General features: G+C 71.8%; 30 protein-coding genes. 18 read left to right on the forward strand and 12 right to left on the reverse strand.

Annotation, left to right across the window (positions count from 1 at the left end; all coding sequences use genetic code 11):
- Window positions 1-71: 71 nt before the first annotated feature.
- Together OG753_RS02485 and OG753_RS02490 are read right to left on the reverse strand one after the other, a co-directional pair.
- Window positions 72-1,298 carry a cation:proton antiporter gene (locus OG753_RS02485; RefSeq protein ID WP_327260420.1) on the reverse strand — a complete coding sequence of 409 codons (1,227 nt, stop codon included), beginning with the start codon at window positions 1,296-1,298 and terminating at the stop codon, window positions 72-74.
- A 602-nt stretch (window positions 1,299-1,900) separates the two neighbouring features.
- A complete protein-coding gene (locus OG753_RS02490; protein WP_327260421.1) occupies window positions 1,901-2,386 on the reverse strand; it encodes a TrkA C-terminal domain-containing protein in 486 nt (161 codons plus the stop codon).
- Between the two features lie 251 nt (window positions 2,387-2,637).
- Between OG753_RS02490 and OG753_RS02495 the strand changes: the two genes are divergently transcribed.
- Window positions 2,638-3,033: a DUF4118 domain-containing protein gene (locus tag OG753_RS02495; RefSeq protein ID WP_327260422.1), complete on the forward strand. Its 396-nt coding sequence runs from the start codon at window positions 2,638-2,640 to the stop codon at window positions 3,031-3,033.
- Window positions 3,034-3,075: 42 nt separating this feature from the next.
- Here the strand turns inward: OG753_RS02495 and OG753_RS02500 are convergent, their stop codons facing one another.
- A complete protein-coding gene (locus OG753_RS02500; RefSeq protein WP_405786906.1) occupies window positions 3,076-3,807 on the reverse strand; it encodes a class E sortase in 732 nt (243 codons plus the stop codon).
- Window positions 3,808-4,108: 301 nt separating this feature from the next.
- On the opposite strand from OG753_RS02500, the gene OG753_RS02505 reads away from it, so the two are divergent.
- The 9 genes from OG753_RS02505 to OG753_RS02545 all read left to right on the forward strand — a co-directional run bounded on the left by OG753_RS02505 (window position 4,109) and on the right by OG753_RS02545 (window position 11,314).
- Window positions 4,109-4,357 (forward strand): hypothetical protein, encoded by a 249-nt coding sequence (locus OG753_RS02505; RefSeq protein WP_327260424.1) that lies wholly within the window; start codon window positions 4,109-4,111, stop codon window positions 4,355-4,357.
- Window positions 4,358-4,407: 50 nt separating this feature from the next.
- Window positions 4,408-6,648, forward strand: coding sequence for a heavy metal translocating P-type ATPase (locus OG753_RS02510; RefSeq protein ID WP_405792508.1), 2,241 nt, complete (start codon window positions 4,408-4,410; stop codon window positions 6,646-6,648).
- Window positions 6,645-7,178 carry a copper chaperone PCu(A)C gene (locus OG753_RS02515; RefSeq protein ID WP_405786907.1) on the forward strand — a complete coding sequence of 178 codons (534 nt, stop codon included), beginning with the start codon at window positions 6,645-6,647 and terminating at the stop codon, window positions 7,176-7,178. The genes OG753_RS02510 and OG753_RS02515 overlap by 4 nt, the downstream gene beginning before the upstream one ends.
- A gap of 532 nt (window positions 7,179-7,710) precedes the next feature.
- Window positions 7,711-8,367: a nucleotidyltransferase family protein gene (locus OG753_RS02520; protein ID WP_327260426.1), complete on the forward strand. Its 657-nt coding sequence runs from the start codon at window positions 7,711-7,713 to the stop codon at window positions 8,365-8,367.
- Window positions 8,364-8,618 carry a hypothetical protein gene (locus tag OG753_RS02525; RefSeq protein ID WP_327260427.1) on the forward strand — a complete coding sequence of 85 codons (255 nt, stop codon included), beginning with the start codon at window positions 8,364-8,366 and terminating at the stop codon, window positions 8,616-8,618. The genes OG753_RS02520 and OG753_RS02525 overlap by 4 nt, the downstream gene beginning before the upstream one ends.
- Window positions 8,615-9,355, forward strand: a complete 741-nt coding sequence (locus tag OG753_RS02530) for a metallophosphoesterase (RefSeq protein ID WP_327260428.1) — start codon at window positions 8,615-8,617, stop codon at window positions 9,353-9,355. The genes OG753_RS02525 and OG753_RS02530 overlap by 4 nt, the downstream gene beginning before the upstream one ends.
- Before the next feature lie 126 nt (window positions 9,356-9,481).
- Complete coding sequence (locus OG753_RS02535; protein ID WP_327260429.1) at window positions 9,482-10,393, forward strand: SigB/SigF/SigG family RNA polymerase sigma factor; 912 nt, start codon at window positions 9,482-9,484, stop codon at window positions 10,391-10,393.
- An 88-nt stretch (window positions 10,394-10,481) separates the two neighbouring features.
- Window positions 10,482-10,856 (forward strand): STAS domain-containing protein, encoded by a 375-nt coding sequence (locus tag OG753_RS02540; protein ID WP_383191120.1) that lies wholly within the window; start codon window positions 10,482-10,484, stop codon window positions 10,854-10,856.
- A gap of 5 nt (window positions 10,857-10,861) precedes the next feature.
- Window positions 10,862-11,314 (forward strand): ATP-binding protein, encoded by a 453-nt coding sequence (locus OG753_RS02545; RefSeq protein WP_327260431.1) that lies wholly within the window; start codon window positions 10,862-10,864, stop codon window positions 11,312-11,314.
- Between the two features lie 22 nt (window positions 11,315-11,336).
- On the opposite strand, the gene OG753_RS02550 is transcribed toward OG753_RS02545, so the two are convergent.
- Both OG753_RS02550 and OG753_RS02555 read right to left on the reverse strand, forming a co-directional pair.
- A complete protein-coding gene (locus tag OG753_RS02550) occupies window positions 11,337-12,008 on the reverse strand; it encodes an HAD family hydrolase (protein WP_327260432.1) in 672 nt (223 codons plus the stop codon).
- Window positions 12,009-12,259: 251 nt separating this feature from the next.
- A complete protein-coding gene (locus tag OG753_RS02555; protein ID WP_327266633.1) occupies window positions 12,260-12,811 on the reverse strand; it encodes a type 1 glutamine amidotransferase domain-containing protein in 552 nt (183 codons plus the stop codon).
- A 354-nt stretch (window positions 12,812-13,165) separates the two neighbouring features.
- On the opposite strand from OG753_RS02555, the gene OG753_RS02560 reads away from it, so the two are divergent.
- Window positions 13,166-14,359, forward strand: coding sequence for a glutamate--cysteine ligase (locus OG753_RS02560; protein WP_405786908.1), 1,194 nt, complete (start codon window positions 13,166-13,168; stop codon window positions 14,357-14,359).
- 13 nt (window positions 14,360-14,372) lie between these two features.
- Here the strand turns inward: OG753_RS02560 and OG753_RS02565 are convergent, their stop codons facing one another.
- Together OG753_RS02565 and OG753_RS02570 are read right to left on the reverse strand one after the other, a co-directional pair.
- Complete coding sequence (locus OG753_RS02565; RefSeq protein WP_405786910.1) at window positions 14,373-14,948, reverse strand: hypothetical protein; 576 nt, start codon at window positions 14,946-14,948, stop codon at window positions 14,373-14,375.
- Between the two features lie 131 nt (window positions 14,949-15,079).
- On the reverse strand, window positions 15,080-15,328 hold the full coding sequence (locus OG753_RS02570; protein WP_327260435.1) for a DUF6296 family protein: 249 nt from the start codon (window positions 15,326-15,328) through the stop codon (window positions 15,080-15,082).
- A gap of 290 nt (window positions 15,329-15,618) precedes the next feature.
- Here OG753_RS02570 and OG753_RS02575 point away from each other — a divergent pair, with 290 nt between their 5' ends.
- From OG753_RS02575 to OG753_RS02595, 5 genes are all read left to right on the forward strand, one after another.
- Window positions 15,619-16,536: an oxidoreductase gene (locus OG753_RS02575; RefSeq protein ID WP_405786912.1), complete on the forward strand. Its 918-nt coding sequence runs from the start codon at window positions 15,619-15,621 to the stop codon at window positions 16,534-16,536.
- Window positions 16,537-16,955: 419 nt separating this feature from the next.
- The gene (locus tag OG753_RS02580; protein WP_327260437.1) at window positions 16,956-17,441 is read left to right on the forward strand and encodes a lamin tail domain-containing protein; all 486 of its coding nucleotides are present in this window, start codon (window positions 16,956-16,958) and stop codon (window positions 17,439-17,441) included.
- Between the two features lie 149 nt (window positions 17,442-17,590).
- Complete coding sequence (locus OG753_RS02585) at window positions 17,591-17,866, forward strand: hypothetical protein (protein WP_327260438.1); 276 nt, start codon at window positions 17,591-17,593, stop codon at window positions 17,864-17,866.
- A gap of 90 nt (window positions 17,867-17,956) precedes the next feature.
- Entirely contained in the window at window positions 17,957-18,973 is a 1,017-nt protein-coding gene (locus OG753_RS02590) for an ATP-binding cassette domain-containing protein (RefSeq protein WP_405786914.1), read from the forward strand.
- The gene (locus tag OG753_RS02595) at window positions 18,970-19,782 is read left to right on the forward strand and encodes an ABC transporter permease (protein WP_327260440.1); all 813 of its coding nucleotides are present in this window, start codon (window positions 18,970-18,972) and stop codon (window positions 19,780-19,782) included. The genes OG753_RS02590 and OG753_RS02595 overlap by 4 nt, the downstream gene beginning before the upstream one ends.
- 15 nt (window positions 19,783-19,797) lie before the next feature.
- Here OG753_RS02595 and OG753_RS02600 read toward each other — a convergent pair whose 3' ends face one another.
- Window positions 19,798-20,838, reverse strand: a complete 1,041-nt coding sequence (locus OG753_RS02600; protein WP_405792510.1) for a S66 peptidase family protein — start codon at window positions 20,836-20,838, stop codon at window positions 19,798-19,800.
- Window positions 20,839-21,128: 290 nt separating this feature from the next.
- Here OG753_RS02600 and OG753_RS02605 point away from each other — a divergent pair, with 290 nt between their 5' ends.
- Window positions 21,129-21,626, forward strand: coding sequence for a C40 family peptidase (locus OG753_RS02605; RefSeq protein WP_327260442.1), 498 nt, complete (start codon window positions 21,129-21,131; stop codon window positions 21,624-21,626).
- On the opposite strand, the gene OG753_RS02610 is transcribed toward OG753_RS02605, so the two are convergent.
- The 4 genes from OG753_RS02610 to OG753_RS02625 form a co-directional block, all read right to left on the reverse strand.
- Window positions 21,608-22,927 carry an MFS transporter gene (locus OG753_RS02610; RefSeq protein WP_405786915.1) on the reverse strand — a complete coding sequence of 440 codons (1,320 nt, stop codon included), beginning with the start codon at window positions 22,925-22,927 and terminating at the stop codon, window positions 21,608-21,610. The genes OG753_RS02605 and OG753_RS02610 overlap by 19 nt on opposite strands.
- Before the next feature lie 82 nt (window positions 22,928-23,009).
- Window positions 23,010-23,606, reverse strand: coding sequence for an MBL fold metallo-hydrolase (locus OG753_RS02615; RefSeq protein WP_405786916.1), 597 nt, complete (start codon window positions 23,604-23,606; stop codon window positions 23,010-23,012).
- Window positions 23,607-23,677: 71 nt separating this feature from the next.
- Complete coding sequence (locus OG753_RS02620; RefSeq protein ID WP_327260445.1) at window positions 23,678-24,184, reverse strand: DinB family protein; 507 nt, start codon at window positions 24,182-24,184, stop codon at window positions 23,678-23,680.
- Between the two features lie 15 nt (window positions 24,185-24,199).
- Window positions 24,200-25,411, reverse strand: a complete 1,212-nt coding sequence (locus tag OG753_RS02625; RefSeq protein ID WP_327260446.1) for an epoxide hydrolase family protein — start codon at window positions 25,409-25,411, stop codon at window positions 24,200-24,202.
- A 335-nt stretch (window positions 25,412-25,746) separates the two neighbouring features.
- On the opposite strand from OG753_RS02625, the gene OG753_RS02630 reads away from it, so the two are divergent.
- Complete coding sequence (locus OG753_RS02630; RefSeq protein WP_327260447.1) at window positions 25,747-26,391, forward strand: ScbR family autoregulator-binding transcription factor; 645 nt, start codon at window positions 25,747-25,749, stop codon at window positions 26,389-26,391.
- Window positions 26,392-26,537: the final 146 nt, after the last annotated feature.

The raw sequence follows: 26,537 nt of genomic DNA on the forward strand, positions 1-26,537 counted from the left end.
AATTCGGCGGTCGTTTCGTGCACGGTGTGCGTACCCTCCTGCGGCGGATGCGGGGAGGCGGATACCCGGGCTCAGGCGTCGGCGGTGACGCTCGGGGCGCGTTCTCCGGCGGGAACGGTGGCGGGAGCGGCCGGTACGGGAGACTTCGCGCGGCGCGTGAGGAGGCCGGCCAATGGCTCGGTGTAACGGGCGGTGAGCGGGCCGACGATGACGAGGATCAGGACGTAGGCGGTGGCCAGGGGGCCGATCCGGGGCTCGGCACCGACGGCGAGCCCGGCGATGACGATGGAGAACTCGCCCCGGGCGACGAGGGTCCCGCCGGCACGCCAGCGGCCCCTGCCGTGAATTCTGGCGCGGCGTGCCGCGTACCAGCCGGTGGCGATCTTCGTGAGCGCGGTGGCGACGGCGAGGAGCAGGGCGGGAAGCAGGACCGGCGGGATGTCGGCGGGGTCGGTGGACAGGCCGAAGAAGACGAAGAAGACGGCGGCGAACAGGTCCCGCAGCGGGGTCAGGAGGGTGGCCGCACCTTCGGCGACCTCTCCGGACAGCGCAATGCCGACCAGGAAGGCGCCCACGGCGGCGGAGACCTGGAGCTCCTGGGCGATTCCGGCGACGAGGAGCGTGAGGCCGAGTACGACGAGGAGCAGCATCTCGGCGTTGTCGGAGGACACGGCGCGGCTGATCAGCCGTCCGTGGCGCAGTGCCACGTACAGGACGGCGCCCACGGTGCCCAGGGAGATCAGCAGGGTGACGGCGCCGCCGGCCAGGCTCACTCCGGCGAGCAGGGCGGTGAGGATGGGCAGGTAGACGGCCATGGCGAGGTCTTCCATGACCAGGATGCCGAGGACGACGGGCGTTTCGCGGTTGCCGAGGCGGCCGAGGTCGCCGAGGACCTTGGCGATGACTCCCGAGGAGGAGATCCAGGTGACGCCGGCGAGGGCGACCGCGGCGACGGGACCCCATCCCAGCAGCAGTGCGGCGGCGGCGCCGGGTGCGGCGTTGAGGACGAAGTCGACGGCTCCGGAGGGGTACTGGGTCTTGAGGTTGGTGACGAGTTCGGAAGCGCTGTATTCCAGGCCGAGCAGGAGCAGGAGCAGGATGACTCCGATCTCGGCGCCGGTCGCGACGAACTCCTCGCTCGCCTGGAGCGGGAGGATCCCGCCGTGGCCGAAGGCGAGTCCGGCGAGCAGGTAGAGCGGTATGGGCGAGAACCCCACTCTGCCGGCGAGGCGGCCGAGCAGGCCCAGGGCCAGGATGATGGCTCCGAGTTCGATGAGCATGGCGGTCGTGTGGTGCACGGGCGTCGGTCCTCCGGTCGGTTCGGTGACGGCGTCAGTGCCTTGTCGGGGTACGGGACATCGGGTGCGGTGCCCGGTGGGCTCCGCGGGGTGGCAGGCGTGCGCGGCCGGTCGGCCGGTCGGCCGGTCGCAGGCATGACCGGGCTGGTCTCGGTGTGCGGGTGAGCGTGAGGAAGGTGCGCCGTTCGTGGCCCGGGCTCCGGATGCGGCTCACTGCTGTGGCCGCGCGAAGGCGGAGAAGGCGGAGAAGGCGGAGAAGCGGGAGCGGTCGGCCGGGGCCGTGGGGGAAGGGGCCGCGCAGCGCGCGGTACGGCGGCGTCAGACGCGAGGAGCGGTGCGGCCGGTATCGGGCACGCTGTCGCGGGCGGTGTTGTCGATACGGGCCGGGGGCAGCCGCAGGGGGTGCGCGTCTCGACCCATGTCATGTCCCCCCACTCGCACCGCCGTCCGGATCCGGACGAGACGATGACCCCCAAGATTGAGCACCCACCCGCTCAATAGAGCGCGACGGCTCGTAAGGAAGTTTAGCGCACGACAAATGGCGCCCACGATGCGAAACATTGCAAACACGAACAAAGGGACCGCACCGGAGTGTGGGCTTCTCACTCCCTGCCGAGGATCTCCGCCGCGGCCTCGACGCCCTCACGGGTCCCTATCACGATGAGCATGTCCCCGCCCGCAAGTCGGAAATCCGGTGTCGGCGACGGGATCGCCTGGGCACGACGCAGCACGGCGACGACGGACGCGCCCGTCTCGGTGCGGATTCTGCTCTCCCCCAACACCCGCCCGTTCCAACGGCAATGCGCGGACAGTTCGATCCGCTCCGCGACCAGCCCGAGGTCCGTGGTCGAGAGCAGACTGGGACTGTGGTGGGACGGCATCAGCGCGTCGACCAGCGCCTCCGCCTCCCCCGCGGTCAACTTCGCCGACAGCGCGCACTCGTCAGGATCGTCACCGCCGTAGGCGTTCAGGGTCCGCGTCCCGTCGCGGTGGGCCACCACCGAGATGCGGCGGTGCTCACGGGTGGTCAGGTCGTAGCGGACGCCGATGCCCGGTAGCGGAGTGCTGCTCAGACGTGGAACAGGCACGCGGAACCCCCGGTGTGTGCGGAAACCGATGGAGGGGAGCGACGTGGTCTCCGCCTCCGGCAGCCACTCTATCGATGCAACGTTCGAGCGAGCGGGGGGCCAACGGTGCACTGCGCCCGCCCCAGTTGGGGCGGCGCCTCGCGGACGGGTTCACGTCGCAGGCGGGGCGAATCGGCGGTGGGGGCTCTCTCCCGGTGGTGCATCATCTCGGAGGGCCCCAACGGCGGGGCACCGCGTGAAGGAGGCGTCGCATGGTCGAGTGGAAGCGGATCAGTTCAGGCATGCGCCCCGTGCCGAGTCCCGCCGCGACGGGCTCGGTCTGGGCCGCGGCGGCCGTCGCGGCCGTCGCCCTGGTCGCCGTACTCAACCTCCTCGACGGACCCGGCGACCCCGCCGTGGACCTCATGGCGCTCTCCCTCGCCGTGGCCCTGGTGAGCACCGGGGCCCGTCTCACGGCCGCCCCGGGAACCGCCCTGCTCTGCTGGCTGGTCCTCAACGCCTTCGCGAGTGCACCGATCGGTGAGCTCACCTGGGAAGCCCCCTTCGACCTCCTGCGCCTCGCCTGCCTCCTTGCCGCGGCGAGCACGGGAACGGCCGTCGCCCGCCTCACCCATGCTCGCGCCGCGCACCGACGGCTCAGGCCGTAGCCGTCGGTGCACGGCGGGGCGGAGCCGTGGGTCAGCCGCGCGTCAGCCGGCGGACGGGGCTCCGGAGGTCTTGCGCAGCACGCCTATCTTGTCGATGCGGTGCTCGGGGTTGCCCTGGGCGTCGCTCCAGAAGTTGCCCTCGGCGTGGTCCTCCGGCGTGGCACACGTCGAGATCGTGATCATCGCCCGCGTGGGGGCCGCGCCGGGTTCCCCCGGCACCGCGGCGCGCTGCTCGCTCAGCGAGCGCTCCGAACGGAAGGACGTCTTGCGGGTCGCGGTGATCTCGTAGGTGTACACCACGTCACCGACGGTCACGAGGACCGTATCGCCCTTGTTCACGCCCGGCAGGCTGCCCAGCGGGCCGCCGGCCGACAGGCGGTGCGCCGTGACCAGGAAGTTGCCCACCTGGCCGGGGCCGACTCCGCCCCGCTCACCGTAGGGACTCGCCGCCACACCGCGGTCCTGGATGCGCGTCCCGGCCACGTCGTCGGTGGTGCCCTCGTACGGCATCACGCGCAGCCCGGAGATCCCCACGGAAGGTATGGACAGCGTCGAGGCCACGTGCGCGGGGGCGGGGGCGGCCGGGGTGGCAGTGGCCACCGGCGACGGTTCCCGCGCGGGCTGGTGGGCGGCGGATGCCGCGGCTGCCGTCGGCGCCGCGTGCGGTGGCGCTGCCGGGCCGGCGGCGGCCGAGGGCCCGCACGCCGTCAGCAGGACGGTCACGGCACCGGCGATTGCGGCGGGTACGGCTCGGGAGGGGGACGGCAGGGACATGGGCATTTTCCGTGTCGGTCGATCGGCCGGGGCCCTGGCAGGTGGGTGGCCCGGTTCGCCCGGCCAGAGTGACATACGGAGCAAGAGGTCCATAAGGGTCCGCCCCTGTGACCTCCGCCCCGGGCCGCCGCGCGCCCGGCCCGACGGATTTCGAAATCGCGGGAACCTCCTTCCGTATCTCTGCGACTACCTCGCCGGAGGGGGTGCCGTCCCGGCTCCGGTACCGCGGCGCGCAGGTTCCGGGCCGCCGGTGGCCGGCACCTCGTCCGTCTGGCACCGAGTACAAGAATCCGGAGTGACGATGGCGGACCGGCTTGAGTACCCGACCCTGGCGATCACCGCCCTGAAGCGGTGGGCGCCACCGCCCGCTCTCACCGGCTTCCTGGCGCTCCTCATAGCGATGTTCGCGCTCTCGTACGCGGTGGGGTCCGCCGCCGACCCGGTCGCTCCCGGTATGCGCTCCACCGAGTTCGACGGCCCGGGCTTCGTCGGGGACCCTGCCCGGCCGCACGGGCACACCGCCGGTACGGGCACGGGCGGCACGCGGTGACGGCGGAGCGGACGGAGCTGCGCGCGAGCACCGACCTGGTCGTCGGCGGTATGACGTGCGCGGCCTGTGTGAACCGCGTCGAGAAGCGGCTGGCCAGGATCGAGGGCGTGAGCGCCACGGTCAATCTGGCCACCGGGCGGGCCAGGGTGAGCCATCCGTCGGACGTGACGGCGCAGGATCTCGTCACGGCGATCGAGCGGGCGGGCTACAGCGCCGAACTGCCCGCACCGCCCCGGCCCGCGCACGAACCGAGCCCGCCGGCGGGCACCGGCCGTCCCCCCGGCCGCGAGGAGGTCCGGCGGCTGCTGATCACCGCCCTGCTGTCCGTTCCGGTTCTGGTGCTGTCGATGGTGCCCGCGCTGCAGTTCCGCAACTGGCAGTGGCTGTGCTTCGCCCTGGCCGCGCCGGTCGCCGTCTGGGGCGCGTGGCCGTTCCACACCCGGGCCGTACGCGGGCTGCGGCACGCGGCGGCCACGATGGACACGCTGGTGTCGCTGGGGGTGGTCGCCTCCTTCCTCTGGTCGGCGTACGCGCTGTTCCTCGACGGGGCGGGCGATCCGGGGATGCGGATGCCCTTCAGCCTGCTGCCCTCGGCGGGCGGGGAGGTGTCCCACATCTACCTGGAGGCGGCCGTCGGCGTGCCGCTCTTCGTCCTGACCGGGCGTTTCCTCGAGTCCAGGGCACGCCGCGGCACGGGCGAGGCGCTGCGCTCACTCGCCGGGCTGGCCGCCAAGGACGTGACCGTGCGGGAGGACGGCCGCGAGCGTCTCCTGCCGATCGAGGAATTGCGGGTGGGGCAGGAGTTCATCGTCCGGCCGGGCGAGCGGGTCGCGACGGACGGGGTGGTGACCTCCGGCGGATCGGCCGTCGACCTGTCCCTGGTCACCGGCGAGAGCGACCCCGTCGAGGTCGGCCCCGGGCAGGCGGTGGTCGGCGGTGCGGTCAACGCGGGCGGCCTGCTGGTGGTGCGGGCCACCGCGGTCGGCTCGCAGACCCAGCTCGCGCGGATCACCCGCATGGTCACCGAGGCGCAGGCCGGCAAGGCCCGGGCCCAGCGCCTGGCGGACACGGTGGCGGGCGTCTTCGTCCCGGTGGTGCTGGCCCTGGCCGTCACCGTTCTCGGCTTCTGGCTCGGTGCCGGGGCCGCTCCGCAGGCGGCCGTCACGGCCTGTGTGGCCGTCCTGGTCGTGGCCTGTCCCTGCGCGCTGGGGCTGGCGACTCCCACCGCCCTGCTGGCGGCCACGGGCCGGGGCGCGCAGCTGGGTCTGCTGGTGAGCGGCCCCCGGGCACTGGAGACCCTGCGCCATGTCGACACCGTGGTCCTGGACAAGACCGGCACGCTGACGACCGGCCGGATGACCGTCTCGCGCGTGACGGCCGTGCCCGACGGGATCGGGAGCGAGCGGGCCCTGTGGCTGGCCGCCTCGGTGGAACAGGGCTCCGAGCACCCGCTGGGCCGCGCCGTGGTCGCGTACTACCGGACGGAACCGCGCCGTCGGTCACCGGCCGCGGTGACCGGCTTCCGGGCGACCGCGGGGGTCGGTGTGACCGGGGTGGTGGAGGGGCACCGGGTGGAGGTGCGCGCCGCCGGCGCGGACCTGCACCCCGCGCTGGACGGAGCGCTGGCCGAGGCGGAGGCGGCCGCGCACACGCCGGTCCTGGTCCGGGTGGACGGCGCCGACCAGGCCCTGATCTCCGTCGGGGACGTCCTGCGCCCCGGCAGCTACCGGGCCGTCGACCGGCTGCGGCGCCTGGGGGTGGAGCCGGTGCTGGCCACCGGCGACCGCAGGGCCACCGCGGTCCGCGTCGCCTCCGCCCTCGGCATCAGGGACGTGCACGCGCACTGTTCACCCGAGGACAAGGCGCAACTCGTGCGGGTGTTGCGCGACGAGGGTCGCCGGGTCGCGGTGATCGGCGACGGGGTGAACGACGCCGGGGCGCTGGCGGGGGCCGACCTCGGCATCGCCATGGGCAGTGGAACGGACGTGGCCATCGGCGCGGCCGACGTCACGCTCGTACGCGGCGACATCGAGGCCGTCGCCGACGCCGTCCAGCTGGCCCGGCGGACCCTCGGGACGATCCGGGCCAACCTCGTCTGGGCCTTCGGGTACAACGTCGTCACCGTTCCGCTCGCCGCGGTGGGGCTGCTCAATCCGATGGTCGCGGCGGCCGCGATGTCCGTGAGTTCCCTGATGGTGGTGGGCAACAGTCTCCGGTTGCGCACGTGGCAGCCCGCGCCGCATGCACGGCGGGCGGGTACGAGCGGCCGGGCGGAAGGTATGGGGCGATGACGCAATCACCTGCGGGGCAGACCGCGCGGTCCCGACTCCCGTCCCGTCGGCGCGTGCGGGACGGGCTGCGCGCCGCGATCGTCCCGGTGGTCGCGTGCGCGGTGACGCTGACCGGTCTGACGATCTGGACCTCGTCCGGTGCCGCGGGCAGCCCTCCGCGGATGGCCGTCGGCAACGGCCGTGTCTTCCTCCCCTACGGCAACAGCCAGGAGACGGCAGCCTTCTTCGACATCGTCAACGTGGGCGGTTCGGCGGACCAGTTGACGTCCGTGACGTCACCTGCCGTCGAGAGGTCGATGCTGAGCCGGCACGCGAGTTCCGGCCTCGGGGCCGACACCATGCGGATGGCGGGATCGGTGCAGGTGCCCGCGGGCGCCGCCCTCACCATGTCCCCCTTCGGCGTGAGCGTCATGGCGCGCAAGAAGACGAGTACGAGCTGGCGGGCGGGCGACTTCGTGCCGTTCGTTCTCCACTTCCGGCACGGCCCCCCGGTGGAGGTGCTGGCGGTGGTGATCCGGCCCGGCAGCTGACCCGCCCCGGGAGGAGAAAGGGGCCGCGCGGCATCAACACGGACCGGCCGGGTATCCGCGCGGGGTCAAGCACGGCCGTCGTACGGTCCGCCGCGCGCGCCGCCGCGTGGCGGACGGCCGGCGCCGTGACAGGAACCCGATGCGAGGTGGGCCTCATGCACGACCTCATGCGTACCCCTGACGACCCCGTACCGCCCAACCCCACGCCGGCGCCCGGACCCGGGCCCGGTCCGCAGCCCGGTCCGCTGCCCGGGCCCGTCCCGGGTCCCGGCGGCCCCGACCCGGTGCCACCGGCGCCGCCCCGGCCCGGGCCCGATCCCCGGCCGGATCCCGCCCCGCAGCCCGATCCGCTCCCGCAGCCGGGACCGCTGCCCGGGCCGGTACCGGCTCCCGAACCGATCACCTGACGGCCGCGCCCATGGGCCGGGCGGGTGACCGACCGCTTCGTACAGGTTTCAGGAACGCTGTCCGGGCAAGCCGCAGCCCATGAGGACACGGCAGGGAACCGGTCCCGGGCGCCCGGAGGCACAGCGTGAGAAATTTTCCTCCCTCTCCGTCGGACTTCGCGGCCCGGCCCGGAACCCCGCTTCCGGAGGCAGGCGGTGCGGACGGAAGCCTGCCGCACGACCACACCCAGGCGATCCTGGAGACCACCAAGCGCGTGGCGGCGCTCCTGAAGGCGTCGGGGCAGCCGTTCGCACTCGCCGGCAGCGTGGCCGCCTTCGCCCACGGCGTGCCGGCCGGCTTCCAGCACGACACCGACTTCTGTGTCCGGCCCGAGGACGCGGACGCCGTGGTCAAGGCACTGGAGAACGGCGGTATCGCCATGCGCCGGGCACCCGAGGACTGGCTGGTCAAGGGCCGGGCGGGCGGGGAGGAGATCGACCTGATCTTCGAGCTCGCCCGGCGTCCGGTGAGTACCGCGCTGCTGGAGCGGGCCGAGGTCCGGCCGGTGGACTCGGTGTGGATGCCCGTCCTGGCACCGACCGACCTCATGGACGCCCGGCTCACGGCGCTCTGCGAGCACTACTGCGACTTCGGCGACCTGCTCCCGATGGCGCGGATGCTGCGGGAACAGATCGACTGGGACCGGCTGAACCGGGCCCACCGGTCCGCCCCGCTGCCCGACGCGTTCCTCTACCTGCTCGAACGGCTCCAGATCACCGATCCCTGGGAGGCGACGCCGTGACTTCGACCGAGCTCATCGAGTACCGCATCGAGCACCTCAGGGAACGCCTCGCGCGCGAGGAGATCGCCGAGCTCGGCGTCCGGGTCGAGGCGCGCGGCGCGGGCGTACTGGTCCGTGGCGGCGTGAGCAGCGGGGAGTGCCGGGCGGAGATCCTGCGCATCGCCGGGGAGGAACTCGTGGGCCTTCCCTGGCGCGAGGACGTCACCGTGTGCTGCGCCAGCCCTCCCGACCGCTCGGAGGAGCTGCTGTGATCCGCGTCGCGGCTGTCGGCGACATCCACCTCGGCCCCGGCAGCGAAGGCCTGTTGCGCCCCGCCTTCGAGACGCTCGGAGACTGTGCGGACCTGCTGCTGCTCGCCGGCGACCTGACGCGTCACGGCACTCCGCAGGAGGCCCATGTGGTGGCCGGAGAGGTGGACCGGCTCCCGGTGCCGGTGATCGCGGTGCTCGGCAATCACGACTACCAGAGCGGCCGGCAGACGGCCGTCACCCGCGTGCTGGCGGAGGCAGGGGTACGGGTCCTGGAAGGCGACGGCGTCCTGGTCGACGTCGACGGCGCGAGGGTCGGAATCGCCGGAACGAAGGGCTTCGGCGGTGGCTTCGCGGGGCGCTGCGGCAGCGAGTTCGGCGAGCCCGAGATGAAGGCGTTCATCCGCTACACCCGGCGCTGCGCGGAGGAGCTCGAGCGGTCGCTGCGCGAACTCGCCGAGGCGGGCAGTGACCTGCGCATCGCGCTCACCCATTTCTCCCCGGTGGCGGACACGCTGGCCGGTGAGCCGCCCGAGATCTATCCCTTCCTCGGAAGCTACCTGCTCGCGGAGGCCGTCGACGGGGCCGGTGCGGATCTCGCCGTCCACGGCCACGCCCACCTGGGTACGGAGCACGGAACGACGGCGGGCGGGGTGCGGGTGCGCAACGTCGCGATGCCGGTCATCGACAGGGCCTTCGCCATCTACCACCTGACCCCGGACGGCTCCGCGACCCGGTGACGGGCGCCCCAGCGCCGCGCTTGAGCCCCTCATCCCCTCACGCAGAGTCACGCACGGCGACGACCTGCACAGCTTCAACCGGTCGGGAGCGGGTATGTGGCTTGAGGGAACTCCCAAGGAGGCCTCATGCCTACCACTCTCCGTATTCAGGCCGCCCCCGCGCCGCAGCCGGACGCACTCCCGGACCTTGCCAGGACCCCCGAGATCCCCGAGATCCCCGAGATCCGCGAAATCCGGGAGCTGCAGTCCGTGAGCACGGCGGACGCGCACGATCTGTCCGTGACGCTCTTCCGGCGACTGCACGAACTGGACGAGGGCACCGCGGAGTACTCGTACGTGCGCAACACCCTGGTCGAACTGAATCTGAGCATGGTCAAGTACGCGGCCACGCGCGTCCGCCATTGCAGCGCACCGTGGGAAGACGTCATGCAGGTGGGCACCATCGGCCTGATCAAGGCGATCAACAGGTTCGACCCGGATCGCGGGTTCGAATTCATGTCGTTCGCCCTGCCCACGATCGTGGGAGAGATCAAGCGGTTCTTCCGTGACACGACCTGGGCCGTCCGCGTACCGCGCCGGCTGCAGGAGCTGCGCATCGACCTGGCCAAGGCGAATGACGCGCTGGAGCAGGAACTGGGGCACGCCCCGAGTGCGCAGGAGCTCGCCGAGCGGCTGGACGTCACGGTGGAGGAGGTCTGCGAGGGCCGGCTGGCGGCCAACGGCTTCACCAGCCTTTCCCTGGACCTCTCCGTGACGGAGGAGGACGACGCGCCCGGCACGCTGGCGCGCAGCCTCGGCATGGAGGAGAGCCGCTTCGAGACGGTCGAGGACCTGGAATCGCTCAAGCCCCTGCTGGAGGAGCTGACCGAACGGGACCGGACGATCCTCGCCCTCCGCTTCGGGGAAGAGCTGACCCAGGCCGAGATCGGCGAGCGCCTGGGCATGTCCCAGATGCACGTCTCCCGGCTGCTGGGCCGCATCCTGGGCCGGCTGCGGCAGGGACTGCTCGCGGAGGACCCGCAGACCGCAACGGCATGAGGCGCTCCACCCTTCGCGCGGGACAGACAGGTATATTGCGCTGGATCCCGGGCAGGCGCACAAGAGCACGACGGAAGGGTGGTGCCGGATGGTGCCGGAAGCGGAAAGCGGACGCTTCACCGTCGCGGTCGAGGCCGTGGAGGACGGAGCCGTCGTCATCGCGCTCGCGGGGGAACTGGACCACGATACGGCGCAGCCCCTGCGGGACGCCCTCGACGCGGCCCTCGCCCCGGGCCGCCGGGTGCTGGTCGATCTGGCGACGCTCGGCTTCTGCGATTCCACTGGGCTGAACGTGCTGCTGAACACGCGGCTCGCGGCGCAGGAGGCAGGGGCCACCCTCGAACTGGTTGGCCTGCACGGGCCCGTCGCCCGTATGTTCCGGATCACCGGTGCGGACGGTGTGTTCCCCATCCACACCGATGTGGCGGAAGCCCTGCGCACCCCGCGCGGCGGAGGAGCCTGAGCGCCATGGAGCAGCGCGGGCCGTCGGACCGGACCTGGAGCCTGAGGCTGTCCGGAACCACCGACGTCGTCTCGCGCAGCCGTGATTTCGCCCGCGAGGCGCTGACCGCCTGGCACTGGCTCCCGGGCAACGGGGAGCGCGAGCGGGAGGCCGCCGAGGACGTGCTCCTGCTGGTGTCGGAGGTGGTGGCCAATGCCTGCCTGCACGGCGGAGGGCCCCGCGCACTCGTCCTCGACTGCTCGGCCGAACGGCTGCGGATCGAGGTCACGGACGGCAATCCGGCGCCGCCGGTGCGCGTACCGGCGGGGCGGGGCGAGCGCTCGCAGCCCGGCGGTCACGGGCTGCTGATCGTGGAACGTCTGGCCCGGGACTGGGGTTCCGAGCCGGGGGCGGACGGCAAGCGCGTCTGGTGCGAGGTCGCCTGCCCGCCGGGGATCCATGTCCCCGGGCGACGGTGACGAACACCGGCCGGGCGGTCGGTCAGCCCGGTGGGGTCTGCGCGAAGGGGCTGCGGTCGAGGTGCTCGAGCAGATCGGCCGGGTCGCGGTACACGGCGCGGGCTCCGGCCTCCTCCAGGTCGTGACGCGCAATGCCGCCGCACAGGAGCCCGACGCCGGTGACCTCCGCGCGGGCGGCGGCCTTCATGTCCCAGACGCTGTCGCCGACGAACACGGCGTCGCGCGCCCGCGCCCCGGCGAGGCCGAGGGCGTGGTGCACCGGGCCGGGTGCCGGTTTGCCCTCGCTCACGTCGTCGGAGCTCGCGGTGGCAGTGATGGCGTCCTCGGCGTCGATCGCCTTCTTCAGCGCCTCCAGTTCGACGCTGTTCGCCGAGGTGACCAGCACGACGCGCCAGCCCCTGCGGTCAAGTTCGCGCAGTAGGTCGGCGGCGCGGTCGTAGCTCGGCAACCGGTCGAAGTACGTGCCGTACAGGGTCTCGTGCGCGGCGCTCAGTGCGTCGTCCTCGCTCTTGTCGCGAGCGTCACCGAGGAGCCGCGCGATCAGGTCCTCGCCCGGCAGTCCCAGGGCCCGGTGGACGGAGTGCATCGGCACCCGGTGACCGGCCTGCCGCAGCGCCTCCCACCAGCACGTCACGTGCAGGTGGTTGGTGTCGGCGAGCGTCCCGTCGACGTCGAAGAGCGCGGCGCGGCTCATGACGCGGGTCCGCCTCCCGGCTCGGCCGGCCCGGCGCGCCGGACGGCGAAGCCGCCGCGCGTCCTGGCCGGGGCCTGACGCGCGGCGCAATTGCGGATCACGGGATACGGCATGTCCGGCGGCTACCCATCACCACCCAGCTCATTCGCGCTCATTCGCGAGGTTTTCCGCAGCCGCCCCCCGGGCAAAAGCCGACTGCCGCCCTGCGGGAATGACCGCAGGGCGGACCATGCGTCCGTGGATCCCACGCGTCATGCTCCGGCGCGGGGTCCGTCGCCGAATTCCTTCACGAGAGCCGCGCAGAAGGCGTCCAGGTCGTCCGGCTTGCGGCTCGTGACCAGCGTCGAGGGTCCTGCGTGGCAGACCCGGACCTCCTCGTCGACCCAGGTACCGCCCGCATTGCGGATGTCGGTCGCCAGGCTGGGCCAGGAGGTCAGCGTCCGCCCGCGTACGGCGTCGGCCTCCACCAGCATCCACGGGGCGTGGCAGATCGCGGCCACCGGCTTGGCCGACGCGAAGAAGTCGCGGGTGAAGTCGACGGCCGGCTCGTACATCCGCAACGCGTCGGGATTGGCGACCCCGCCGGGCAGGACGAGGGCGTCGAAACTGTCGGCCGTGCGGCTCGCGAGGACCCGGTCGACGGGGTACGTGCCGGCCTTGTCCAGGTGGTGGAAGGCCTGGACGAGGCCCGCCTCGGTCGAGACCAGCTGCGGGTTCCAGCCCGCCCCGAGCACGGCCTTCCACGGTTCGGTGAGTTCGATCTCCTCGACACCCTCGGGCGCCGTCAGAAAGGCGACTCGCACAGCGTTCACATCCTTCCTCGTTCGGCCGGTGAGCGGTTGGGCCGTTCGGTGACTCGGTCAGTCGGGGGGCTCCGGGACCGGCGGTGACGTGCCGGGTTCCGGGGCCGGAGGTTCCGGCTCGGGCGGCTTCTCGCCCGGGTCGGGCGGACGCGGGTCCCGTGGGACCGGGTCCGGCGTCGCGGGTGTGGGCCCGGGCCCCTCGGGCTCCGGCTCGGTGGTCCGTTCCATGGCACTCACCCTCTGTTCCTGGTACGGGTACGCCCTTGCGCCTGCCCATCCGGACGCGCCTCAAGCGGTCCGGGCCCGTGGGGCCGGCCTGCTGTTTGGGGGCCGGTTTCGGGGTACACGTAGAACATGACCGCCACCGAGCCGCGCAGTCTTCCGGCCGGCGTCCCGGACCGCGGCCCGGGACGCGCCACCGCAGCGGTGCTCGCCACGACGGGGAGACCGGTGGTGTCGACGGTGGGGGTCGAGGAGGAGTTCTTCCTCGTCGACCGCCTGACCAGAGCCCCGGTGGCGCGCGCCGGACCGGTGATCGAGGCCGCTTCGTACGCCCTCGGTGATCTGGTGCAGACCGAGTTCTACCGCTGCATGGTCGAGGTCTGCACCCGGCCCGCGACCACCTCCGACGATCTGCGGGCCCAGCTGTGCTTCCTTCGGGCCCGCGTCGCCGACGCGGCTCGTGCCTCGCACTGCCTGCTCGTCGCCTCCGGCACCGCCGTGGTGCCGCCGGCGGCACCGATCCCGGTCACCGACTCTCCGCGCTACCGCCGCATGGCCCGGCACTTCGGCGCCCTCGTCGACGGCAGGCTGGGGATCGTGTGCGGCTGCCACATCCACGTCGGCACCGCCGACCGCGCGCAGGCCCTGTTCCTGGCCAACCGCGTACGCCCCTGGCTCCCCGCCCTCCAGGCCCTGGCCGTGAACTCGCCGTTCGCCGGCGGGCTGGACACCGGTTACGCGAGCTGGCGGGCCCTGGAATTCGGCCGCTGGCCGACCGCGGGCCCGTCCCCGCTGGTGGACGCCGTTTCGTACGAGAGGACCGCGGACGCCCTGGTCGCCTCGGGCGTCCTCATGGACCGCCGGATGATCTACTGGTTCGCGCGTCCCTCCGAGCACCAGCCGACCGTCGAGTTCCGCGTCACGGACACCAGCGCCGACGTCGACACCACTGTCCTCGCGGCACTGCTGCTGCGCGGTCTGTGCGCCTCGCTCCTCGCTCGGGCGGACGAGGACGGGCCCGCGCCCGACGTCTCCGTCGCACGGCTGCGTGACGCGCACCGGTACGCCGCCCGGTACGGGCCCACGGGCTTCGCCCTCGACCCGATCACCGGCGATCACGTGCCTGCCGAGGTCCGGATCGCGGCCCTGATCAGGGCCGCGGGCCCGGGGCTCCGCGCGGCGGGCGACGAGGCGGAGGTTTACCGCCTAGTCGACGCGCTCCGCAGGAAGGGCAGTGGCGCGGCGCGCCAGCGAGCCGTCCTCGATCGTGCGGGCCGCCTGCGGGACGTGGTCGACCATCTGGCCGGCCTGACCACCTGCGGCTGAGGCTCGTCGGAGGTCACCCCGCCGGCGCGGTGTCGGCCTCCAGACGTGCCAGGAGCCGGGGGCGGTGCAGCTGCGCTATCGGCGCGAGGAGATCGGGGTGGCGCATCAAGGCAGCGGCGTCGAGGTCGGTCGCCGTCGGCCGGGTGAGGCGGTGGAAGGCGAGCGGTACGGCGCTGCCGTGGTGGGTCCGCGCCAGGGCCCTGGCCGCGGCCGCGGCCAGGTGGGGGTGGCTCAGCAGGCATGCCGCCCAGCTGGCCACGATCTCGTCCACCCAGGTGCGCCACGCGTCGCCGTCACCGGCTTCCTCGCTGAAGCCCCCCACGCCGCCCCCGGCGCCGTGGCCGCTCGGGGCGGCGGCGTCCGTACCGGCGATCCGGTCGAGCCGGTTCGATCCGCCGGGGCCCGTCAGAGCGACCAGCTGCGCGTCCAGCTCGGTCGGGTAGCACAGCCAGGCCGCGACCGTGACGGCCTGGCGGGCCTGGGCTTCGGCCAGGCCGCGCTGCAGGGCGCCGCCGTCGGCGGGATAGGCCCGGGTGAGCCAGTGCGCGGTGGCCGCTATCAGGGGCGAGAGGGAGAAGTCTGCGGACACGGCTGACCATCCGGACCGGTGAGTGAGGGGATCGGACGGTCACGATAGCGGACCGTTCGGCCGAAATGGAATGTTCCGGCCACCCCGAACCAGCCCCTCAGCGGATCCTTGCTCCTTCGGGCCGCCGCGCGTCACGCACGGGGCACGGGACGCACGCTCACCCGCGAAGCGGGCTCCTGGTGGCCGCCGCTCGCGATCATGCGCACGTCGCCCCGGTCGCTGATCTCCGCCTGCACGATCCCGGTGTCGTCGGCGTAGATCGGGTGGCCGCCGGGGCCGGTGCGGTCGGTGCGGTGCACAAGGAGGACCGTTTCCTCGCCGCCCGGTACCGCATGGTCAGGGCCGGCGAACACCAACTCGTACCTGCTCTCCCGTCCCATTCCGGCCTCCTCCGCGCCCGAATCCGGGCGAATGGTCCACCAGCAAGCGAATGCCCCCTGGGCACCATTATCAGGCAGAGCCGGGCGACCGCCCGCGCGGCGGCGGGCCCTGTCGGGACTGAGCGTCTGTAGGTGTAACGCTCCGTGCACACCCCGGGTTCCCGGTCCCGTTGTGATCTTCAGCCGCTGATGTACACCTTCCGGCAGCGGCTCCCACCTGCGCATACTCCAGGACCGCCGCCCCGGACGACCTCGGGGCAATGGCCGACCGAATGGAGCCGATGCAACAGATGAAGACGCCGCACACGATCTCCGCCGCAACGGCGGGCACCTGGACGCTCGGTGACCTCACGGTCAACCGGATCGGCTTCGGCGCGATGCGGCTGACCGGCGGCGCCGCCTTCGCCCACGACGGGCCTCCCGGCGACCGCGGCCGGGCGATCGCCGTACTGCGCCGCGCGGTGGAACTCGGCGTCAACCACATCGACACCGCCGCCTTCTACTTCTCCCGGCTCCGCTCCGCCAACGAGCTGATCAACTCGGCGCTGGCGCCGTACGCGGACGACCTCGTCGTCTCCACCAAGGTCGGCCCGGCCCGCGACGCCTCCGGCGGGTGGGCCGAGTCCGCCCGGCCCGACGAACTGCGGGGCCAGGTCGAGGAGAACCTGCGCCAGCTCGGCCGCGACCACCTGGACGTGGTGAACCTGCGCATCATGGGCCAGGACTCGATCAGCGAGCACTTCGGGGCCCTGTCCGACCTGCGCGCCGCGGGACTCGTGCGCCACCTCGGCATCTCCAGCGCCCGCCCGGAACATCTCGCCCAGGCCCGGGAGATCGCGCCGGTCGTGTGCGTTCAGAACCGCTACGGGATCGACGCGCCCGACGGGCAGGAGATGCTCCGCGCCTGCGCGGCCCACGGCATCGCGTTCGTGCCCTTCTTCTCCATCGCCGGGGAGGGGCGGGAGGCCGGCGCCGTCCGGACCGAGCACGACCAGGTCCTCGCGGTGGCCCGGCACCACGGCGCGTCACCGGCGCAGGTACGGCTCGCCTGGATCCTGCATCAGGGCACTCACGTCCTGGCCATCCCCGGGACGGGAAACCCGGACCACCTCGCCGACAATGTGGCGGCGGGCGCACTGCGGCTCACCGCCTCCGAACTGCGACTGCTCGGCACGGTCGCCAACGGCGGGGCGACGAAGACTCCTTGACGGCCGGCGGCCGCCTCTGCCACTCCCGCCGGCCCGAGAAACAGAACACCCGATCGCCTCGCGCGAGCGCGTGCGAAGAAGCGGCAGGAGTGGCCGTTACGGGGCCCTGAACCCGTTCGGCGCAGGGCCGGAGGGCATCACGGGGGACGGGCGTCCCTGCTTGAGGAACCCTTTCCGCAGTGATGCCAAGGCGTGTTGGGCACGCTCCCGCCGTTCGCGTCAGCGCAGCGTTGACCCGTGTCCACTACAAGCGAGAGTCACCGATACGTCCGTATTTTGCAACACGACCCGAATTAGTGGCTTTTGATGGCGCTTGGGGGCCAGAGTATGGCTCCTCGGCAGGACGCCGGGAACTGTTCGGAGCCCACCCGCCGTACACGAAGCGGGCCGGGCCGCTGTCTGTTGAAGGGGTCATCTTCATGTCTGCTTCTCTCGCCACCCGCCGGGTCGTCGCCGCGCTCCTGGCCGCAGGTGCCCTGGTCGGCGCCGCCGCCCTCCCGGCCACCGCCGACGACCACGGGCGTGACCGCGACCGCCGGGCCCCGTCCTCGATCGTGATCAGCGACGTCCAGTACGGCGGGGCCGACCGCGGCGACCGCTCCGCCCGTGCGCTGAACCGGGAATGGGTCGAGGTGAAGAACACCGGCCGCAAGAGCGTCAACCTGCGCGGCTTCACCCTCACCGACCGGCAGGGCAACCGCTACCGCTTCGCCGACTTCCGCCTGGACGGCCGCTCCAGCGTCAAGGTCCACACCGGCCAGGGCCGCGACACCCGCCGCGACGTGTACCAGGACCGGCGTCACCAGATCTGGGACGAGCGCGACACCGCCACCCTGCGCGACAACCGTGGCAACGTCCTCGACAGCGACTCCTGGAACGGCCGCCGGCACCACCGCAACGGCTGACCGCCCGGCTCTGCCGACAGCCGCGCCCGTACTCCCCGCACGACGGGGAGTGCGGGCGCGCACGTCGTTGGCGGCGATAATGTGCGGCGGCTGTCAGTGGGGGGTGGCAGGATCTACGGCGGTGATCCGACCACCTACAGGGGGCAGGCATGGGGAGCACGACGTTCGAGTGGCCGCGCGGCGCGGAGCCCGAGGACACGGCGGCACTGGAGCTGTGGCTGGCCGTGCACGGCTGGGAGGTCGACCCGACGGTGTTCATGGCCGGCGGACTGGGCCCGTCCGTGCAGGTGCAGCGCATCGGCGGGGCGTGTCAGAACGGCGAGTCCGGGCTGCTGATCCTGCCGGGCGAGACCGTGGAGTACGCGCGGGACCGGGTGCGGATAGCGCCCCGGGCCGCCGCTGCCGTCGGCTGCGGTTCCGCGTAGCGCGACGGCCGGGCCCGCTGCCGGGCGGCCTGTCAGTGGTATGGGTCACAGTGGTAGGGATGCCGATTTCTCCGTGAACGAGGTGATCCCGTGAGGTACGCGATCCAGGCCGAGGGCCTGGCCAAGCGGTTCAAGGAGACCCGCGCGCTGAACGGGGTGGACCTCGAGGTGCCGGCGGGGACGGTACTGGGCCTGCTCGGCCCCAATGGCGCGGGCAAAACGACCGCGGTCCGTATCTTCGCCACCCTGCTGCGCCCGGACGAGGGGCGGGCCGAGGTGGGCGGGCACGACGTGGTGCGGGAGGCGGGGCTGGTCCGCTCGCTGATCGGGCTGACCGGGCAGTACGCGGCCGTGGACGAGAACATGACCGGCACGGAGAACCTGCTGATGATCGGGCGTCTGCTCGGGATGTCGCGCGGCGGTGCCCGGGCCCGCTCCGCCGAGCTGCTCGACCGCTTTCACCTCACTGACGCGGCGGGACGGGCCGTGAAGACCTACTCCGGCGGAATGCGGCGCCGGCTCGACCTCGCGGCCAGCCTGGTCGGGCGTCCGCAGATCCTCTTCCTGGACGAGCCGACCACCGGACTCGATCCGCACAGCCGCGGCGAGGTGTGGGACATGCTGCGCGTTCTGGTGGCGGAGGGCATGACCACCCTGCTGACCACGCAGTATCTGGACGAAGCCGACCGGCTGGCCAACAGCATCGTGGTGATCGACAACGGGCGGGTGATCGCCGACGGTACGCCGGACGAACTGAAGGCCCAGGTCGGCGGTCAGGTCCTGCACCTGCGCCCGGTCCGGCCGGCCGATCTCGACGCGGCGCACGCCCTGGTCGCGGAGGAGGCGGGGCCGCAGGCCAAGACCGAGGGCGACGGAATCATCGCCCCCGTCAACGACCCGGCGCTCATGCCGCGCGTCGTCCGTCGCCTCGACCAGTCGGGTATCGCCGTCGCGGAGCTCACGCTGCGTCGCTCGTCCCTGGACGAGGTGTTCATCGCCCTGACCGGCCACCGCGCCGAGCCGGGCGCACCCCCTCGGGGCGACACCGATGCCGACGCCGACGACGACGCGGACGAGCAGTACGCAGAAGCACGGAGTCCGTCATGACCGGCACGACGCTCACGGACGGCCTCGGACGCGGCGGCCGGGTCCGGCCGCTCGCCGCCCTGCGGCAGACCGCCACCATGGCCTGGCGCAGCCTGGTCTCGGTGAAGCACAACCCGCTGGAGCTCGTCGACTACAGCATCACACCGATCATGTTCGTGTTCCTGTTCACCTACGTCTTCGGCGGGCAGATGGCGGGCTCCCCTCAGGAGTACCTCCAGTACGCGCTTGCGGGGATCATCGTTCAGAACACGCTGTTCATGAGCATGTATACCGCCATGTCGCTGAACACCGACCTCACCAAGGGCGTGTTCGACCGGCTCCGCAGTCTGCCGATCGCCCGTTCGGCGCCGTTGTTCGGCCGGATCGTGGCGGACCTCGCCAAACAGCTCTGGGCGATGCTGCTGATGATCGCGCTGGGGCTGGTGCTGGGCTTCGAGATCACCGGCGGTCCGGCCGGTTTCCTCGGCGCGACGGTGCTGCTGCTCGTCTTCGCCGCGGCCGTCTCGTGGACGGCGGTGCTGATCGGGATGGTGGCCGGGGACGCGGAGAAGGTTCAGGTCTTCGCCTTCACCTTCATCTTCCCGCTCACCTTCACCAGCAGCGCGTTCGTCGAGGTCGACACCATGCCCGGATGGCTCCAGGCATGGGTCGAGGTCAACCCCGTGACACATCTGTCGGACGCGTTCCGCGGGCTGCTGCTCGGCACTCCGGCCGGCGAGGCGATTCTCTGGTCGCTGGTCTGGGCGGTCGGCATCACGGCGGTCTTCATGCCCCTGGCGATGCGCGCCTACCGCTCCGAGAGCCACTGAGCCCCGCGTCGTCGGTCAGTAGGTGACGACGATCCTCCGCGCCGGGCCGTCCACCCAGATACGGCCTCCGACCGGGATGACGACTTGCGGGTCGGTGTGGCCGAGTTCGACGTCGAACACCACCATGGTGTCGGGGGCGTACTGCCGCAGGGCGCGCAGGACGGCCTCGCGCTGCTGCAGGCGGTAGTGCGCCTTGCCCTCGGCGTCGAGCGGGTTCTCGAACGACCAGCTCTTCGCCCTGCCCATGAGCAGTGCGGGGAACTGCTGCAGCAGTCCGCGCTCGCCCATGCTCCGAAGGACCCGGTAGACCTCCTCGGCGGGCGGCATTTCCTCGGAGGTCTCCAGGAACAGCACATTTCCGGCGTAGGAGTCGACCGGCTGCACCACGCGGTCGGCCATCAGCAGCCAGGAGATGATCTCCAGGTTGCCGCCCCAGCTGATGCCTTCGACGACCCGGTCGGCGTTGTGCCAGGACCAGCCGTCGGCCGGCTCCATGAACGGCTCGGATTCGAAGGTGTGCGGGTCCTCCCAGGGGCTGTTGACGTCTCCGTAGGTGTCCGCCGCGGTGAGCTCGTACTCGCCCGACGTGAACAGCGCCGCCCGCAGCGAGTCGGCGGTCGACGGGTGCATCGCGCCGGGCCGTCCGAAGCCGACCATGACCGACCCGCCGTGGTAGCCGACGATGCCCAAGTTCCTGAGGAACAGCAGCAGGTTGGTGTTGTCGCTGTAGCCGAGGAACGGCTTGGGGTTGGCGCGTATCAGGTCACGGTCGAGGTGGGGAAGGACGGTGATCTGGTCGTCGCCGCCGATGCTGGTGATCACGGCCTTGATGTCGGGGTCCGCGAAGGCGGCGTGGATGTCCGCGGCCCGGTCCTCGGGCGTCGCACCCATCGTCCGGGTCGTCGGGTACTCCACCGGCTTCAGACCGAAGTCCTCCAGGAGCCGGCGCAGCCCGAGCTCGTACGGCATCGGGAAGAGACCGGGGAGGCCGGACGAGGGCGACAGTACGGCGACCTGGTCTCCGGGGCGGGGTTTCACGGGGTAGCGCGGATCCATCATCCGATGATCATAGAAGCCGGCGGATCCGGCCTCACGCAGATTATGCGGGGCGAGCCCGCAAAGGCGTCGCGGAGCGGCATGTCGGGCGCGTCGGTATGGCAATCATTCATGCCTATCATCTCGAATCGAATGCAAAATCGAGACAAATCAGCCTGTGTCCGACACCGTTCAGCGTGCCGCGTCGGAGAAAACTGGTCCGCCGTCAGACCCATGAGGCATTCGACCGAGAACAGGACCTTGACCACTGACCTGACTGTTACCTGCCAACCGATTGCGGAGGTGTCACGATGTCCTGCTTCAGGACCGACTTCCGAAAGGCCCCCAAGGGCCTTCTCCCCACGTGCTGTTGCCCCAGAGCACGCGCCGCACTCTCCCTGCTGCTCCTGACGGCCGCCGCACTGACCGGCCCCGCAGCCCCGGCGCACGCCGCCGCCCCGTATGGCGCCAGAGCCGTCGCGGTGGCCGCATCCAAACAGGGCTCGCCGTATGCCTACGGCGCCACCGGCCCCAAACGCTTCGACTGTTCGGGCCTCACCCTCTACGCCTTCAAGAAGGCCGGCAAACGCCTCCCGCGCACCGCGGACCAGCAGTACGAGCACACCCGCCACATCCCCGAGGCCGATCGCGCGGCCGGGGACCTGGTCTTCTTCCCCAGCGGCTCGACCATGACCCACGTGGGCATCTACGCCGGCGACGACCGGATCTGGCATGCCCCGCGCCCCGGAACCCGGGTACGCCTGGAGCGGATCTGGAGCTCAGCGGTCCGCTATGGGCGGGCCACCTGATCGGGCGTCCGGCCGTTCCGGCCCCGGGGACTGCGCTCCCCCGCCACTACCGCTGTCGCTGCCGCCACCACGACGGGCCCGGTGCCCGCGGGCAGCCTGCGGACGGCCCGCACGCTCGGGACGAGCAACAGTGCCAGGCTCGCCGACACCATCAGTACGGCACTCCAGAGCAGGACGGATTCCGTACCGAGCCGGGTCGCGACGGCTCCCACCGCGAGGTAGCCCAGCGGCACCGACATGAGCTCACCGGCCGAGCTGAAGGAGGTGACCCGCCCGAGCACCTCGGGCGGCAGCTGTTCCTGCACGGCGGTGTTCCAGCACACGATCGCGATGTCGAGGCCGATGCCGGCCATGACCGTCGCCCCGGCCAGCACGGGGAGCGGGGCGCCCAGGGCGAGTGCCAGGAAGGGCAGCGCGAGAGGCACATTGGCGCAGACGCACACGACCATGATTCTGGACGGTTTCCACTTGAGCGAAACGATTCCGCCCAGGAGCAGGCCTGCCGCGAGTGCGCCCTGGACGATTCCCCAGGAGGAAGCACCCAGATGACCGTTGCGGGCGATCACCGGGCCGAGGAGCTGATAGCCGCCGAGCCAGAGGGCGACGACCACGGTGCCGGACAGCGCATAGGACCAGATCCAGGAAAGACGGGAGAACTCTTTCCAGCCATCCTTGAAGTCACGGAAGACTGAAGCAGTCGCGGTCCTGGCGGGTCCGGGAACGTCGAGACGGCTGCAGAGGAAGGCCGCGACCGCGAAGCTGGCGGCGTCCCAGGCCAGGGTCGGTTCCGGGCCGACGAGTGCGACGAGGGCGCCGCCGACCGCCGGCGCGAGGATGCGGACCACATTGCCGGGCAACCGCATCAGCGCGTTCGCCTGCTGCAGCTCGCCGGGATCGACGAGCTGCGGCAGCAGGCTGTTCATGGCGGGCTGGGTCAGGGCCGACGCGCAGCCCGCCAGCGCCGCGAAGAGGGCGATCCGCCCAGTGGTGGCCGTTCCCGTCGCCACGAGCAGGGCGACGCAGCCCTGGGTGACGGCCGGCACCAAGTTGCCGATCACCATGACCCGTTGACGGGAGAACCGGTCCGCGACGACTCCTCCGACGAGGAGGAGGACCAGCTGGGGCGCGGTGTTGCAGGCGAGGACGATCGCCAGGGACGCCGGACTGCTGTCGAACCCGAACACCGCGAAGGCCAGGGCCACGGGAGCCATCGCCGTTCCGCTCATCGAGATGAGCCGTGCGAGGAGGAACAGCCTGAACGGTTTGTGCCGCAGCGTGGAGAGAGATCCCGGTCGAACCATTCGACGGAGAGTAACCTGCCGCGCAGGGGCGCCGGTTCACCCGGGTCAGATCGGTCCGGGGCCGCCGAGGACGATCAGCGCCTCAGAGGGATTCGCCCGGCCGCAGATAGCGGTACCCGTGGTCGGTCTCCTCCTCGAGCCAGCCGTTGACGCTGCCGAGACCTCGATCGTTGATCTGGGCGTCGTGAATGCCGAACGCCCGCTGTGGTTTCACGGCCTTGACGAAATCGATCGCCTCCACCATTTTCAGCCACGACCCCTGCACCGGCACCAGGAGCGTCTCGACCGGCTGCTCGGGAACGTGCAGCGAGTCACCCGGGTGGTAGACCGCGTCGTCGATGACGTAGCCGAGGTTCGCGCAGTCGGGCTGGCCGGCGTAGATGAAGGCATGGCGACCGCCGACCGCCCGTATCCGGAAGCCGGCGGCCGTGAACTCCGTACCCGAGGACACCTCGATGGCTTCGAGCCGTGGAATGTCCGCCCCGGCGGGGGCGTAGACCGGCACACCGAGCCCGGCCAGGCGCAGCACGTCGACGTGATCGGTGTGTTCGTGGGTGACCAGGACCGCGTCCGCGCCCGCCAGGGCGGCCGGTTCGCTCCACGTCCCGGGTTCGATGACCAGGACGCGGCCTTCGTGCTCGATCCGGACACATGCGTGGGTGTACTTCGTGATCCGCATGACTGCGGACCGTACCGCGCCCTGTCCGGCCTCCGCCCGGATATTTCGCGGGTGTCCCCGATGTCCCCGGGTCACTCCCCCGTCGTGCCGTCGATGGCCTCGCGCAGCAGGTCCGCGTGCCCGTTGTGGCGGGCGTACTCCTCGATCATGTGGGTCAGGATGTAGTGCAGCGAGTAGGCCTGATCCCCGGAGTGCCCCGTCACGTCGAGGGACTCGGCGGCGTCCACGATCGCCCGTGACCGCTCGCACGACTCCTCCCAGATCCTGAACGAGTCGGCCACGTCCGCGTTCCCGACGTGGAACTCGGTCCACTCCCCCGCCGCGTTCCTCGGGAAGTAGCTGCGTACGTCCTCACCGCCCAGGACGTTGCGGAACCACCCGCGCTCGACCTCCGCGAGGTGGCGCACCAGCCCCAGCAGGCTCAGGCCGGACGGGGGGACCGCCCGCATCCGCAGCTGGTCCTCGCCCAGGCCCGCGCACTTCATCATCAGGGTGTCCCGCTGCCACTGCAGGATGCTGGTCAGCGTGGCGCGCTCGTCGCCCACCAGAACGGGCCGGGTCCTCTGCTCGTCGATCATCGGGCGATCATCACATCAGGGGCGGGCCCTGCCCACCTCGATTTCACCTGCCGGACGGCCCAGCTGCCGGAAGAAGGCGCGGATGTCCCCCACCAGCAGCTCGGGCACCTCCATGGCGGGGAAGTGGCCGCCCCGGTCGTACGAGGTCCAGCGCACGATGGTGTCGGTGCGGGCGGCGATGTGACGCAGCGGGATGAAGTTGTCGCGGGGGAAGTCGGCCAGTGCGGTCGGGGTCCGCGACACCTCGGGCGGCCGTCCGGCGTACGCGGCATGCGCGCGTTCGTAGTAGATGCGGGCCGCGCTGCCGGCCGTTCCGGTGAGCCAGTACAGCATGACGTTGGTCAGCATCTGGTCCCGGTCCACCGGGCACGCGGGGTCGCTCCACTCGTCGAACTTCTCCGCGATCCAGGCGAGCAGCCCGACGGGCGAGTCGTTCAGTCCGTACGCGAGGGTCTGCGGCCGGGTCGCCTGGATGTCGGCGTAGCCCTGCCGCTCGCGGGCCCAGATCCGGTACCGCTCCCAGGAGGCCAGCGTCCGCTCCCGCTCGGCGGGGGACAGCCCGGCCAGCTCCTGCGGCCCGGGTTCGGCCGTGGCCCCGCCCCCGGGGAGCAGGTTCAGGTGCACTCCGATCACATGGTCCGGCCGGATCCGCCCGAGTTCCCGCGAGATGGCGGCCCCCCAGTCGCCGCCCTGGACCCCGTACGACCGGTACCCCAGGCGGTCCATCAGCGCGCCGAAGGCCCGGGCCACCCGCTTGAACTCCCAGCCCGGCTCGGTCGTGGGCCCGGAGAGCCCGAAGCCGGGGATGCTCGGGAGCACCAGATGGAAGGCGTCCGCCGGATCGCCGCCGTGCGCGCGGGGGTCCGTGAGCGGGCCCGCGACCCGCTGGAATTCCACCAATGAGCCCGGCCAGCCGTGGGTCATCAGCAGGGGCGTCGCGTCGGGCTCGGGCGAGCGGACGTGCGCGAAGTGCACCCGCGCGCCGTCGATGAGGGTGGTGAACTGCGGCCACTCGTTCAGCCGTGCCTCGGCCGCCCGCCAGTCGTACTCCTCGCTCCAGTACGCGACGAGCTCCCGCATCCGGTCGCGCGGCATCCCGTACGCCCGCCCGACGCCGGGCAGCTCGTCGGGCCACCGCACCCGCGCCAGCCGCTGCTTCAGGTCGTCCAGCTCGTCCTGGCCCACTTGGAGCCGAAACCCGCGCACCCGGTCGTCAAGATCACTCATGGTCCGCATGCTAGGTCGTCCGAGCCTGCCGATGGCGCGGCAGCGGCGTCGGCTCACCGGAGGCCCCTCCCGGGCCACGAGGCAACCGCCCGCTCCCCGAGCCGCATCACGCAGCGGGGACGGTGAACTCACCTTCTCCACAGGTCCGTTACCGACTCCACCCATCCAGCGGCGAAGAAACAATCACGCAAAGGACCACACAACTCCGCGAACTGCTCCGCCGCTTCCGCGAAAAAGTACCTGTCGACTGGTTTCCTTTCGCATCACCCGACTACATTGACCGCACACCGCAGCGAACGCCGCTGCTGGGGCAGGGACCAGGGAGACGAGCACACGTGGCGAGGGCCAGACAGGAGCGGGCCGAGATCACCCGCCAAGCCATACTCGATGGCGCGGCGACCGCCTTCGACCTCAGCGGGTTCGAGGGCACCAGCCTCAGCGACGTCGTCAAGCACGCCGGAGTCACCAAGGGCGCCCTCTACTTCCACTTCCCGTCCAAGGAAGCGCTCGCCCGCACCCTGATGGACGAACAGTTCCAGGTCTCCGAGCACGTTCCCGCCGTCGAGGACCCGGGCCTGCAGACCGTCATCGATCTCACCCACCAGATGGCCCACGGACTGCGCTCCAATGTCCGCATCCGCGCCGGCATCCGCCTGGTCATCGAGTTCGGCTCCTTCACCAACCCCGACCCCACCCCGTACGACGCCTGGATCGACACCTGCCGCGGCTGCCTGACCCCCGCTCAGGAACGCGGCGACATAAACCCGTCGCTCGACGTCCAGGACCTGTCGACGCTGCTCGTCGGAGCCTTCACGGGCATCCAGGTGACCTCGTACGTCCGCACCCGGCGCGAGGACCTCCACACCCGCGTGACGGACCTGTGGAACTTCCTCCTCCCCACGATCGTCCCGCCGCAGCGCATCGGCCGCTTCCGCCCCGAGGGCTCGCCCGAAGCGGTCCCGCCGGCCCCCACCCACTGACGCAGGACGGCCTCGCACACGCCGTGGCGAACCACGGGGGTGCTCGCCACGGCGTGGCCGAGACCGTCCTGCCCAGAACAGATCCGGACCGGCCCATGTTGCGCGCCCGGCCGGGGCCTCACCGAAGGTGCGACCGACGGCACCTC

This window comes from Streptomyces sp. NBC_00029 (assembly GCF_045160505.1).
GTDB lineage: Bacteria > Actinomycetota > Actinomycetes > Streptomycetales > Streptomycetaceae > Streptomyces.